General features: G+C 72.9%; 8 protein-coding genes. 5 read left to right on the top strand and 3 right to left on the bottom strand.

The window, feature by feature from the left end:
• The first annotated feature begins 262 nt into the window (after window positions 1–262).
• A complete protein-coding gene (locus B446_RS09165) occupies window positions 263–1,399 on the top strand; it encodes a glycosyltransferase family 4 protein (RefSeq protein WP_043475147.1) in 1,137 nt (378 codons plus the stop codon).
• A gap of 21 nt (window positions 1,400–1,420) precedes the next feature.
• Here the strand turns inward: B446_RS09165 and B446_RS09160 are convergent, their stop codons facing one another.
• The 3 genes from B446_RS09160 to B446_RS09150 form a co-directional block, all read right to left on the bottom strand.
• Entirely contained in the window at window positions 1,421–3,082 is a 1,662-nt protein-coding gene (locus B446_RS09160) for a PucR family transcriptional regulator (RefSeq protein WP_020939142.1), read from the bottom strand.
• Window positions 3,083–3,168: 86 nt separating this feature from the next.
• Window positions 3,169–4,551 (bottom strand): FAD-binding oxidoreductase, encoded by a 1,383-nt coding sequence (locus B446_RS09155; protein ID WP_020939141.1) that lies wholly within the window; start codon window positions 4,549–4,551, stop codon window positions 3,169–3,171.
• 83 nt (window positions 4,552–4,634) lie between these two features.
• A complete protein-coding gene (locus B446_RS09150) occupies window positions 4,635–6,437 on the bottom strand; it encodes a glycoside hydrolase family 15 protein (protein WP_020939140.1) in 1,803 nt (600 codons plus the stop codon).
• A gap of 535 nt (window positions 6,438–6,972) precedes the next feature.
• On the opposite strand from B446_RS09150, the gene B446_RS09145 reads away from it, so the two are divergent.
• The 4 genes from B446_RS09145 (at window position 6,973) to ald (ending at window position 12,854) form a co-directional block, all read left to right on the top strand.
• Window positions 6,973–8,622 (top strand): CTP synthase, encoded by a 1,650-nt coding sequence (locus B446_RS09145; protein ID WP_020939139.1) that lies wholly within the window; start codon window positions 6,973–6,975, stop codon window positions 8,620–8,622.
• 115 nt (window positions 8,623–8,737) lie between these two features.
• A complete protein-coding gene (locus B446_RS09140; RefSeq protein WP_020939138.1) occupies window positions 8,738–9,364 on the top strand; it encodes an NUDIX domain-containing protein in 627 nt (208 codons plus the stop codon).
• Between the two features lie 161 nt (window positions 9,365–9,525).
• Window positions 9,526–11,592, top strand: a complete 2,067-nt coding sequence (locus B446_RS09135) for a tetratricopeptide repeat protein (protein WP_020939137.1) — start codon at window positions 9,526–9,528, stop codon at window positions 11,590–11,592.
• A 146-nt stretch (window positions 11,593–11,738) separates the two neighbouring features.
• A complete protein-coding gene (ald, locus tag B446_RS09130; protein ID WP_020939136.1) occupies window positions 11,739–12,854 on the top strand; it encodes an alanine dehydrogenase in 1,116 nt (371 codons plus the stop codon).
• Window positions 12,855–13,255: the final 401 nt, after the last annotated feature.

Genomic DNA, 13,255 nt, shown 5'->3' with positions numbered 1-13,255 from the left:
CTGTGCGCCTCCCCGGATTTCCCGGAAGGGCCGCAGTTGCTGGCATGCTTGGCGGGGAACGCAGGGGGCGGCGGGTCCGGTGCTGTGCGGGCGGTGGGTCAGGCGCCGTGCGAGCGGTGGATTCCACGCGGTGTGCGCGGCTGGTCCGTCCCGTGCGGACGAGCGGCGCGTGACCTCCGTACGCCCCTCTCCACCCGGCACCACCCACTACCTTCTGTACGTCCCCCGTGACCGTCAGCGCCGAGTCAGGAGCCCCGGCCCCGTGAGCCCCGTGAGCAGCAACGCACCGCACGGTCAGTCGCCGCTGCGCACCGTGCAGGTGCTCGGCGGGGGCAACGCCGGCAGCAGCGCGCACGTACGCTCCCTGGCCGAGGGGCTCGTCGCCCGGGGCGTGCGGGTCACGGTGTGCGCCCCCGTCGAGGCCGATCGCACCTACGACTTCACCGGCACCGGCGCCGACCACGTGCACGTGCCGCGCAGCAGCGATCCGGCCTCGGTGGCCGCGCTCCGCACGGCCTGCGCGGACGCCGACCTGGTGCACGCGCACGGCCTGCACGCCTCCTTCCGTGCCGTGCTCGCGCTCGGCGGGCGCAGCACCCCGCTCGTGGTCACCTGGCACAACCGGGCCCGGGCCGAGGGCGCGCGGGCGCATCTCCTGCGGCTGCTGGAGCGGCGCGTGATGCGGACGGCCGCCGTGGTGCTCGGCACCACCTCGGACCTGGTGGACCGGGCCCGCCGGACGGGCGCCCGCGACGCCCGGCTCGCGCCCGTGGCCCTGCCCGGCGGCCGCAGGCCCGTCGACGCGGAGGACCCCGACCGGCTGCGGCCCAAGATCCGTGCCGAACTCGGCGCCACCGGCCGCCCGTTGCTCATGGCCGTCGGCTCCCTGGACCAGCAGCGCGGCTACGACGTGCTGCTGGACGCGGCCAGGGCCTGGCGGGACCTCGACCCGGTGCCGCTGGTCGTCGTCGCGGGGGAGGGGCCGTTGCGGCCGGTGCTCCAGCGGCGGATCGAGGACGAGGAACTGCCGGTGCGGCTCGTCGGGCTGCGCGAGGACGTGCCCGAACTGCTCACGGCCGCCGACCTGGCGCTGCTGACCAGCAGGTGGGAGTCGCGGTCCGTGCTCGCCCAGGAGGCGCTGCACGCCCGGGTCCCGCTCGTCGCGACGCGTGTCGGCGGCATCCCGGACCTGGTGGGCGACGCCGCCGAACTCGTCCCGCGCGACGACCCGGAGGCGCTGTCCGAGGCGGTCGTCCGGCTGCTGGCCGACCCCGGGCGGCGGGAGCTGCTGCGGGAGCGGGGCGTGCGGCAGGCGGCGACCTGGCCGACGGAGGACGAGACCGTCGCCCAGGTGCTCAGCGTCTACGACGAGTTGACCCGCCCGACGCCGCTCGCCTGAGCCCGTCGCGGCGCCGGGTCCTCAGGCCCCCGTGCCGGGCGCGTGCCGGCGGGCCCGCAGGGCGAGGCTCAACGCCAGTACGGTCTGCGGGTCGTCGAGGTCCGTGCCCAGCAACTCCCCGATGCGGGCGAGGCGGTTGTAGAGGGTCTGGCGGTTGAGGTGCAGCTCGCGCGCGGTCTCCGCCTTGCGCCCCGCGTGCGCCAGATAGGTCTCGAGGGTGGGCAGCAGCGGCGGCTTGGAGCGGTGGTCGTGGTCGCGCAGCGGACCGATGGCGCGCTCCACGAACGCGGCCAGGTCGGGGTGGTCGCGCAGCCGCCACAGCAGCAGGTCGATGTCGAGCCGCCGGGCGTCGTACCAGGGCCGGTCGGTCAGGCCCTGGGCGGCCGTCGCCGTCTCCGCCGCGTGCCGCAGCCCCGCCGAGGCGGCCGCCCAGCCGCCGGCCACCCCGACCACCACCACCGGTGGCGGCGCACCGGGCCGTCGCATCCCGGCTCGTTCGACGCCGGCCCGCAGCGCGGCGGCCACCCGGTCGGCGACCGCCGAACGCTCCGTCTCCGAGCGCAGCCCGAGCAGCACCGGCACCCGGCCCTCGACCGGCCGCACGCCGAGCAGTACGGGCACCCCGACGGCCGCCAGCTCCTCCGCGACCGCGCGCGCGAGCACCGCCCAGCCCCCGCCCGGGGAGAGGGAGTCCCCGATCCGCATGACCACGGGCAGCAGCGGGCCGTCGCCGGGCTTGAAGCCGAGCACCCGGGCCTGCGCCGGGGCGTCCTCCGCGGTGATGCGGCCCTCGGCCAGGTCGGTGAGGAAGTCGCCGCGTCCCCGCGCCGCCAGTTCCTCCTCCTGCCGGGCCTGCATCAGCACCACGGCCAGGATGCCCGCGGCCCGCTCGGCCGCGATCCGGTGCACCGGGGCCAGCGGGGAGCGGACCGGCAGCAGTACCAGCCGGGCCCGCACCGCCCCCGGGCCCCCGCCGGGCCCGCCGCCGGGCACGTCCACGAGCACCGAGCCGGCGGGTGGCGGCGCGTCCTTGTGCGGATGGCGCAGCCCCTCCCACACCTGCAGCGGATCGGCGCCCTCGGGGCCGGACCCGGCCGCGTACAGCAGCCGGCCGTCCGACGCCTCCAGGAACACCGGGTTGCCGCTGAAGTCGCCCAGGATGCCCAGGACCTGGGGCACCCCGCCGCCGCCCAGCAGGGCCTCGGTGCACCGCCGGTGGACCTCCTCGGCCCGCTGGAGCAGTGCGTAGTGTCCGTTGACGATCTCGGTGTGGATCTCCTCGGTGACGGTCACGAACGGCACCTCGCGGTGCAGCTGGACCAGGGGCAGCCCCGCGCCGCGTGCGGTGTCCACCAGGGCGGCGGGCAGCCGGGTGAAGCGCGGGCCCAGCTCCACCACCAGCGCGGCGATCCCGCGCTCGGCGAGCGTGCGCACGAACGCCCGCTGGTCGGCGGGGCGGGTGCCCAGGCCGTATCCCGTGGTGAGCAGCAGTTCGCCGCCCTTGAGCAGCGAGGCGATGTTGGGCACCTCGCCCGCGTGCACCCAGCGCACGGTGCGGCCCAGCCGGTCGGCCCCGGCCAGGATCTCCGGGAGGCCGCTGCGCAGTCCGGGCAGTTCGAGCGCCCGCTGAACGGTGATCCCGGCGCCCTGAGTGGCGAATCTGCTGTCCGTGCCGCTGTCCATGCAGCGGACGCTACCTGCGCGAACGCACGGACGACAGATCGGGACGCCGGCCGGGCCGGGTGCGCGGCCCAGGCCGTGTCCGCGACCTAGACCGGACGGATGTTGTGGTTGAAGCGGAAGACGTTGTCGGGGTCGTACCGGCGCTTGACCTTCTCCAGCCGCAGCAGGTTCCCGGCGCCCAGCCCCGCGCGCACCCGCTCGCCGCCCTCCTCGCCGATGAAGTTCAGGTACACCGCACCCGTGCTCCACGCCCGGACGGCCGCGCGCACCTCCCGCACCCAGGCGACGGCCCGCTCGTCGTCGGCCGGGTCCGCCCAGACGGCGAAGGGGTGGACCGCCCAGGCGGCGTCCCGGTAGGGGACCGGGTACGCGTGCGGACCGGCCGCGATCGCGCCTCCCTGCGGGAACAGCAGGTGCTGGGTGGAGGTCGGCACCGGCATGGTCCCGGCGCGGCCGCAGAAGGCGTCCACGGCCTCGTCGGGCAGGCCGGTGAGGTACTCCGCGGACCAGTGGTTCCGCCGGCCGGGCGGAGCGTCCAGCATGCACTGCAGGTCCACGTAGGGCATGTCGCCGACCAGCGCCGCCTCGTGCGGCAGCGCCAGCAGCGGCTGGGCGAGCTTGCGGAGGTCGTCCTCGCCGCCCGCGTAGGTCAGCAGCGCGGCGCACACCAGCTTGCCCACCTGCTCCGGCGGGACGAACTCCTCGGGCGGGCCGGTCAGGTACAGCACCGCGCCGCTCACCTCGTCCGGGCCGCTGCCGATGATCTCGCGGAAGACGCGGACCACGTCCTGGCCGTACTGCGGCTCGAACAGCAGCAGGGCGACGGCGAACTCGGGGAGTTCGTGGAGCTCCAGGGTGATCGCCGTGGCGACGCCGAAGTTGCCGCCGCCGCCGTGCAGGGCCCAGAACAGCTCGGGGTTCTCGTCGGCGTTGGCGTGCACCCGCTCCGCGTCGGCGGTCACCAGCTCCACACCGAGGAGGTTGTCGACGGCGAGGCCGAAGGTGCGGTCGAGCCAGCCGGTGCCGCCGCCGAGGACGAAGCCGCCCACGCCGGTCGTGGAGGCCCGGCAGCCGGTGGTCGCGAGACCGTGCCGCTGGGTGGCCCGGTCCAGGTGGCCCATCGTGGCGCCGCCCCCGACCCGTACCGCCTCGGCCGCCGGGTCGACGGTCACCTGACGCATCCGGCGCAGGTCGACCACCAGCGCTCCGTCGCCCAGGGCCGTCCCGGCGACGCCGTGCCCGCCGCCGCGCACCGCGATCGGCAGGTCGAGGTCCCGGGCGAACCGCACCGCGCGGACCACGTCGGTGGCGTCCGCGCACTGGGCGATCACGGCGGGGCGCCGGTCGATCATGGCGTTGAAGACCTCGCGGGCCTCGTCGTAGCCCATGTCCCCGGGGGCCAACACGTCGCCGACCAGATCCTCGCGGAGCGCTTCGAGGGCCGCGCCCGCCTTCGAAGGGGAAGCCATGGCCGCCCCCTTTCCGGAACGGGGGATGTGTCCGGTCCCAGCCTAGGCGCGGGCACTCCGCAGCGCGGGCAACCCGTTCCCCGCTAGCCGCCGTACGCCCCCGACGCCGTCAGCCGCAGCGCGGTGTCGATCAGCGGCACGTGGCTGAAGGCCTGCGGGAAGTTGCCGACCTGGCGCTGCAGCCTGGGGTCCCACTCCTCGGCGAGCAGACCGAGGTCGTTGCGCAGCGCCAGGAGCTTCTCGAACAGCTTGCGGGCCTCGTCCACCCGGCCGATCATCGCCAGGTCGTCCGCCATCCAGAAGGAGCAGGCCAGGAAGGCGCCCTCGTCGCCCGGCAGGCCGTCGACGCCCTCGTCCTGGCCCTCCGTCGGGTAGCGCAGGATGAACCCGTCCGTGGTCGACAGCTCACGCTGGATCGCCTCGATCGTGCCGATCACCCGCTTGTCGTCCGGCGGCAGGAAGCCCATCTGCGGGATCAGCAGCAGCGAGGCGTCCAGCTCCCGGGAGCCGTAGGACTGGGTGAAGGTGTTGCGCTCCTTGTCGTAGCCCTTCTCGCACACGTCCCGGTGGATGTCGTCGCGCAGTTCCTTCCAGCGCTCCAGCGGGCCGTCCGCGTCACCGGACTGGATCAGCTTGATGGTGCGGTCCACCGCCACCCAGGCCATCACCTTGGAGTGCACGAAGTGCCGGCGCGGCCCGCGCACCTCCCAGATGCCCTCGTCCGGCTCCTGCCAGTGGTCCTCCAGGTAGCGGATCAGCTTCAGCTGGAGCAGCGAGGCGTAGTCGTTGCGCGCCAGGCCGGTCATATGGGCCAGGTGCAGGGCCTCGGTGACCTCGCCGTACACGTCGAGCTGGAGCTGGTGCGCCGCGCCGTTGCCGACCCGCACCGGGGCCGATCCCTCGTAGCCCGGCAGCCAGTCCAGCTCGGCCTCGCCCAGCTCGCGCTCGCCCGCGATGCCGTACATGATCTGCAGGTTCTCCGGGTCGCCCGCGACCGCCCGCAGCAGCCACTCGCGCCAGGCGCGGGCCTCCTCGCGGTAGCCGGTGCGCAGCAGCGAGGACAGGGTGATCGCCGCGTCCCGCAGCCAGGTGTAGCGGTAGTCCCAGTTGCGCACGCCGCCGATGTCCTCGGGCAGCGAGGTGGTGGGGGCCGCGACGATGCCGCCGGTGGGGGCGTACGTCAGCGCCTTCAGGGTGATCAGGGAACGGACCACGGCCTCGCGGTAGGGCCCGTGGTAGGTGCAGTGCTCGACCCACTCGCGCCAGAAGTCCTCGGTCGCCTCCAGCGAGGTCTCCGGCTCCGGCAGCGGCGGCGGCTCCTTGTGCGAGGGCTGCCACGAGATGGTGAACGCGATCCGGTCACCGGGGGCGACCGTGAAGTCGGCGTAGGTCGTCAGCGACTTCCCGTAGGTCTCCGCCTCGGTGTCGAACCACACGGAGTCGGGGCCGGCGACGGCCACGGTCCGGCCCTCGTGCTTGTGCACCCACGGCACGACCCGGCCGTACGAGAACCGCATCCGCAGGGCGGAGCGCATCGGCACCCGGCCGGTGACGCCCTCGACGATCCGGATGAGCTGCGGGGCGCCGTCACGCGGAGGCATGAAATCCGTCACGCGGACGGTGCCGCGCGGGGTGTCCCACTCCGACTCCAGGATCAGCGAGTCGCCGCGGTAGGTGCGCCGCGCCGCGGTGGGCGGCGGGGAGTCGGCCGCGTGCGCCGGGCCGAGCCGCCAGAAGCCGTGCTCCTCGGTGCCCAGCAGGCCGGCGAAGATGGCATGCGAGTCGAAGCGGGGCAGGCACAGCCAGTCGACTGTGCCGTCCCGGCAGACCAGGGCAGCGGTCTGCATGTCTCCGATGAGTGCGTAGTCTTCGATGCGCCCGGCCACGTGCAACTCCAGTCGAACGGCCACGTCACCCCCGCGCAGGGGGGCTGTCGCTAGTGCGGTCAAGGGTGTCGTTGTTGTGCGTCGTTGAGCGGTGAAGCAAAGCAGCCCGCCGAGCCCTGAGGCAAAACGACAGTCCTTGCTCAACGAACTGCCGCGCTCTCGTTGTTCCGGCTGATGGTGGCGGGGGTGTGCCGTCGTTTCCGGCCGGGCTCGGCAGCGAATGTCCGAGCAGGATACGACGCACGTAGATGATCCGCGTGCCGCTCCGGGCAACCTGTGTGGGCCGAACGAGTGAGCGGGCGGTGATGACCATGTGACCGACGCGTGGGGTGACGGCGCGTGTGCCGGGCGTCGCGTGTCGGGCCGGAAGCGGAGCGTGGCCGGAAGCCATCCCGGTCAGGCGCTGTTACGCTGGTAGCCCGTGGACCGGTGGGAGACAAACCCCCGAACCGCAGCGACGGCGCCCCCGGAAGCATCCGGGATCCGGCAGCCGCCCCGCACGACAGCCAGCGACCACGGGAGCCCCCTCTTGGCCATGCCGCCGAAATCTACGACGACCAAGCACATCTTCGTCACCGGGGGTGTCGCCTCCTCGCTCGGCAAGGGCCTCACCGCCTCCAGCCTGGGCATGCTGCTCAAGGCCCGCGGACTGCGCGTCGTCATGCAGAAGCTCGACCCGTACCTGAACGTCGACCCGGGCACGATGAACCCGTTCCAGCACGGTGAGGTGTTCGTCACCAACGACGGCGCCGAGACCGACCTGGACATCGGCCACTACGAGCGCTTCCTCGACCGCGACCTGGACGGCTCCGCGAACGTCACCACCGGCCAGGTCTACTCGACCGTGATCGCCAAGGAGCGGCGCGGCGAGTACCTGGGCGACACCGTGCAGGTCATCCCGCACATCACCAACGAGATCAAGCACCGCATCCGCCGGATGGCGACCGACGAGGTGGACGTCGTCATCACCGAGGTCGGCGGCACGGTCGGCGACATCGAGTCGCTGCCGTTCCTGGAGACCGTCCGCCAGGTCCGCCACGAGGTCGGCCGGGACAACGTCTTCGTCGTGCACATCTCGCTGCTGCCGTACATCGGCCCGTCCGGCGAGCTGAAGACCAAGCCGACCCAGCACTCCGTCGCCGCGCTGCGCAACATCGGTATCCAGCCGGACGCGATCGTGCTGCGCTGCGACCGCGAGGTGCCGACCGCGATCAAGCGGAAGATCTCGCTGATGTGCGACGTCGACGAGGCCGCCGTGGTGGCCTGCCCCGACGCCCGCTCGATCTACGACATCCCGAAGACCGTGCACGGCGAGGGCCTGGACGCCTACGTCGTCCGCAAGCTCGACCTGTCGTTCCGAGACGTGGACTGGACGACCTGGGACGACCTGCTCGACCGCGTCCACAACCCCGACCACGAGATCACCCTCGCCCTGGTCGGCAAGTACATCGACCTGCCCGACGCCTACCTGTCGGTGACCGAGGCGCTGCGCGCCGGCGGCTTCGCCAACAAGGCCCGCGTCAAGATCAAGTGGGTCACCTCGGACGACTGCAAGACCCCGGCCGGCGCCAAGGCCCAGCTCGGCGACGTGGACGGCATCTGCATCCCCGGCGGGTTCGGCGAGCGCGGCGTGACCGGCAAGGTCGGCGCCATCCGCTACGCCCGCGAGAACAAGATCCCGCTGCTCGGCCTCTGCCTGGGCCTGCAGTGCATCGTGGTCGAGGCCGCCCGCAACCTGGCCGACATCGAGGACGCCAACTCCACCGAGTTCGACCCGGCCACCGCCCACCCGGTCATCTCCACCATGGCCGAGCAGATGGACATCGTCGCCGGCGAGGGCGACATGGGCGGCACCATGCGGCTCGGCATGTACCCGGCCAAGCTGGCCGAGGGCTCCATCGTCCGCGAGGTGTACGACGGCAAGGAGTACGTCGAAGAGCGGCACCGCCACCGCTACGAGGTGAACAACGCCTACCGTGCGGAGCTGGAGAAGAAGGCGGGCATCCTGTTCTCCGGCACCTCCCCGGACGGCAAGCTCGTCGAGTACGTGGAGTACCCGCGCGACGTGCACCCCTACCTCGTCGCCACGCAGGCGCACCCGGAGCTGCGCTCGCGGCCGACGCGCCCGCACCCGCTGTTCGCCGGCCTGGTGAAGGCCGCGGTCGAGCGGAAGATCGCCGAGTAACACACCGGTTGTACGGTGGCCGGGGTGCGCGCCTTCGACGGTGGGCACCCCGGCTTTCGTACCCCGGACCCCGTACCGGGCCGGATTCTCGCCTGCGCGTGTGGAAGGACAGGGCATGACGATCAAGGACACCCCCGAGGAGTGGGAGATCCGCGCGACGGAGACCCCCTTCACGGGCAACAAGACCTCCGTGCGCACGGACGACGTCGTCATGCCCGACGGCTCCGTGGTCCGCCGTGACTACCAGGTCCACCCCGGCTCGGTCGCCGTCCTCGCCCTGGACGAGGAGGACCGGGTCCTGCTCATCAACCAGTACCGCCACCCCGTACGGCACAAGCTGTGGGAGATCCCGGCCGGCCTGCTGGACGTGCCCGGCGAGAACCCGCTGCACGCCGCCCAGCGCGAGCTGTACGAGGAGGCGCACGTCAAGGCCGAGGACTGGCGGGTGCTGACCGACGTCTACACCACCCCCGGCGGCTGCGACGAGGCCGTGCGGATCTTCCTCGCCCGCGATCTGTCGGAGGCCGAGGGAGCGCGCTTCGAGGCGGAGCACGAGGAGACCGACATGGAGCACGCGCGCGTGCCGGTCGACGAACTGGTGCGCCGGGTGCTCGCCGGGGACGTCCACAACAACTGCCTGGTGGTCGGAGTCCTCTCCCTGGTGGCCGCCCGCGGCGGGGACGGCGAGGACGCCCTGCGCCCGGCCGACGCGCCCTGGCCCGCCCGCCCCTTCGCGTCCTGACGCCACCCGCGCCCGTTGGTGTGACCATCGCCTGATCCGATCGGGCGACCTGCCCGCCGCGCTCCTCCCGGAACGTCGCAGAGCGTGAACTAGGCTCTGGAAACGCCCGTACCGGGAAGACCCGGCGGGGTTGCGCGTGCGGTGGGACGGGAGTGTGGCCCGTGGCGGATCAGGCGGTGGACACGGACGGAGCGCGGCTGTCCGCGCCCGGGCCCGCGGAGGACCATTTCCTCGGCCGCACGCGGGAGTTGAAGGAGCTGCGCGCCGACATCGAGCGCGCGGGCCTGGACACCCTGTCCGGCCGCAAGGCACCCCGCGCGCGCGTGCTCCTGATCGCGGGCTCACCCGGCTCCGGCCGGACCGCGCTCGCCGCGGAACTCGCCCGGCAGGTAGCCGAGCGTTACCCCGACGGAGTGCTGCGGGCCCGGCTCAGCGAGCCCGACGGCACCCCCGTACCCGTCGAGCACACCGCACGCGAACTGCTCGCCGCCCTGGGCGTGCGGGCCCCCGCCGGGGCCGCGGAGGACGACTTGACCGAGGCGCTGCGCGCCGCGCTCGCCGGCCGGCGGGCCCTGCTCCTGCTGGACGACGCGGCCGGCGCCGAACAGGTCGACGCGCTGCTGCCGGACGCCCCCGACTGCCTCGCGGTCGCCGTCTCCGGCGGGCCGCTCACCGGCATCACGGACGTCCGCCCCTGCACCCTGGGCGGCCTCGACACCAAGTCCGCGGTGGAACTCCTCACCCGCCACACCGGCTCCGTCCGCATCACCGTCGACCCGCGCTCCGCCGAGAGCCTGGCGGAGGCCTGCCAGGGCCGGCCCGCCGCGCTCACCCTGGCCGGCGGCTGGCTCGCCTCCCGGCCCCAGGCGGCCGTCTCCGACCTCGCCAAACGGATGCACGCCGACCGGGAGGACGGCGCCGACGCCGGCCCGCTGGCCCGGATCTTCCGGCTCGTGCACGACCAGCTCCCCGGCCAGGCCGCCCGGACGCTGCGCCTGCTCCACCTCGCCCCGGCCGGCCTCGTCGACCCGCACACCGCCTCGGCCCTGGCCGGCTGCTCGGTGGGTTCCGCGCGCGCGGCCCTGGACGACTTCGTCGCCCTCGGCCTGCTGCGCGCGGTCGACTCCCCGCTGCCCGAGTACGAGGTCCCCGGCTGCCTGCACCCCCTGATGCGCTCCCTCGCCGCGAGCCTGGAGCGCCCGGCGGAGCTGCAGCTCGCCACCGCCCGGATGCTGGAGCGGACCGTACGGCTGCTGCAGTCGTGCCGGCTGATCACCGAGACGGACAGCCCGCAGGCCCGGGAGAAGCTCCAGGAGATGCCCCGGGCGCTGCGCTTCCCCACGCCCCGCGCGGCCGCCGACTGGCTCCGGGTCCGCAGGCCCGCCCTGCTGGCCGCCGTCCGCCTGGCCGTGGCCGACGGGGAGCTGGACACCCTCGCGCGCAGGCTGATGTCCCAGCTGGTCAGGGCCATGGCCGCGCACGTCGGCACCCAGGCGGCCGCGGCCGACCTGTACGGGGTGCACGGTCTGGTCCTGGACGTCGCCGAGCGGCGCGGACTGCACCGGGAGAAGGCCGCCGCCCTGCTGAACCTGGGCGATCTGGACGCCCAGACCGGCCGCACCCGGGCCGCGCTGGCCCGCTACCGGGCCGCGCTGGACGCCGGACGCGAGGCGAACGACCCGTACGCGACCGGCCGCGCGATGGAATCCGTAGGAGGCGCGCACCAGGAGCTGGGGGACTACGACCGGGCCGCCGACTGGTTCGGCCGGGCGCTCGCCGAACGGCTGGCCCGGGGCGAGCGCCCGGAGGCCGCCCGGCTCTACGGCCGCATCGCCACCGCGCACACCTACGCGGGCCGCTACGGCGAGGCGCTCAGGAACTGGCGGGCGGCCGCCGCCGGGTACCGCAAGAACGGCGATGTGGCCGGGCACGCAAGGGCGTTGAGCGAGGTGGCCCGGGTGCAGGAGTACGCGGGCCGGCCCACCGAATCACTGCGGACCTGCCAGGAGGCGGTGGAGTGGGCGCGGCGTGCCGAGGACGTCCGGTTGCAGGCCGCGCTGCAGCTCCGGCTGGCCGACACCCTGGACCGGCTCGGCGACCCCACATCCGCCCACCTGCACCGGGCGGCGGCCGAGCGCATGCTGGGTGAGGAAGGTCCGGAGGACGACTCCAGCCCGGAACAGGACGCTACGGCCTGCGAAATCCGTACCGCATCCGAAGAAGATTGATGCAATGAAAGGCTAGACAGCCGGAACACCTTCATTAAACTGGCTCTGCCGCTCGTTCTCCGGCGGTGTCTCCCGGTATGCCGCCGCATGTCTGGGTACGTCTGTAATGCACCCCCATACCCTCTGAGCCAAGGACCGTGATCGACGTGAAGGTCGGCATCCCCCGCGAGGTCAAGAACAACGAGTTCCGGGTGGCCATCACCCCCGCCGGTGTGCACGAGCTGGTGCGCAACGGCCACCAGGTCGTCGTCGAGCGGGGCGCCGGCCTCGGCTCCTCCATCACGGACGAGGAGTACGTCTCCGCAGGTGCCGGGATCCTCGACACCGCCGACGAGGTGTGGGCCGCCGCCGACCTGGTGCTGAAGGTCAAGGAGCCCATCGCGGAGGAGTACCACCGCCTCCGCAAGGACCAGATCCTCTTCACCTACCTGCACCTGGCCGCCTCCAGGGAGTGCACGGACGCGCTCATCGAGTCCGGCACCACGGCCATCGCCTACGAGACCGTCGAGCTGCCGAACCGCGCGCTGCCGCTGCTCGCCCCGATGTCCGAGGTCGCGGGCCGGCTGGCCCCGCAGGTCGGCGCCTACCACCTGATGCGCGCGGCCGGCGGCCGCGGCGTGCTGCCGGGCGGCGTCCCGGGCGTGACCCCGGCCAAGGCCGTCGTCATCGGTGGCGGTGTCTCCGGCTGGAACGCCACCCAGATCGCCGTCGGCATGGGCTTCGACGTGACCCTGCTCGACCGCGACATCAACAAGCTGCGCGAGGCCGACAAGATCTTCGGTTCGAAGGTCAAGGCGATCATGTCCAACTCCTTCGAGCTGGAGAAGGCCGTCCTCGACGCCGACCTCGTCATCGGCGCGGTCCTCATCCCGGGCGCCAAGGCCCCGAAGCTGGTCACCAACGAGATGGTGGCCCGCATGAAGCCCGGAAGTGTCCTTGTCGACATCGCGATCGACCAGGGCGGCTGCTTCGAGGACTCCCGTCCCACCACGCACGCCGAGCCGACCTTCGTGGTCCACAACTCGGTCTTCTACTGCGTGGCCAACATGCCCGGCGGTGTGCCCAACACCTCCACCAACGCCCTCACCAACGCGACGCTGCCGTACATCGTCTCCGTCGCCAACAACGGCTGGGTCGAGGCGCTGCGCCGCGACCCCGCCCTCGCCAAGGGTCTCAACACCCATGACGGCAAGGTCGTTTACAAGGAGGTCGCCGAGGCCCACGGCCTGGAGCACGTGGAGCTCGAGTCGCTGCTCGGCTGAGCCGTCCTGCCTGGTGAGTCGCTAAGTCACCGGCAGCCAAAAGGCGATTCGTCAACACGGTTCGTCAACGACACACACCCGGCCGGACCTTGCCCGACAAGGTCCGGCCGGATGTGTGTATGGTCACTTTGCGGCTCTCGGTCAACTCGCCTCGAACGTAACCCTTCGACCGATTCGCACACCGGTGAAACCTGCTGTGCGACGGCCTTACGCCCTTGACAGCGGGATGTTTCATTGCCGACACATCCTGCCGGGTCCGGCGGATTGTGTTGCTGCGGACCGCCGACACGCCATAGAGTCGCCAACCGTCGGCATGGTGCCACGCTGACCTTGTCTAGAAGTTTCCTGGTCACCAAGGAGGTAAGACGACTTGTGAATGAGTCGACATTTTCTCCCGGGGG

Origin of the sequence: Streptomyces collinus Tu 365, from assembly GCF_000444875.1 — a bacterium.
GTDB classification, from domain to species: domain Bacteria; phylum Actinomycetota; class Actinomycetes; order Streptomycetales; family Streptomycetaceae; genus Streptomyces; species Streptomyces collinus_A.
The sequence above is the reverse complement of the archived record's forward strand: the minus strand, read 5'-3'. Positions and strand labels throughout refer to the sequence as shown.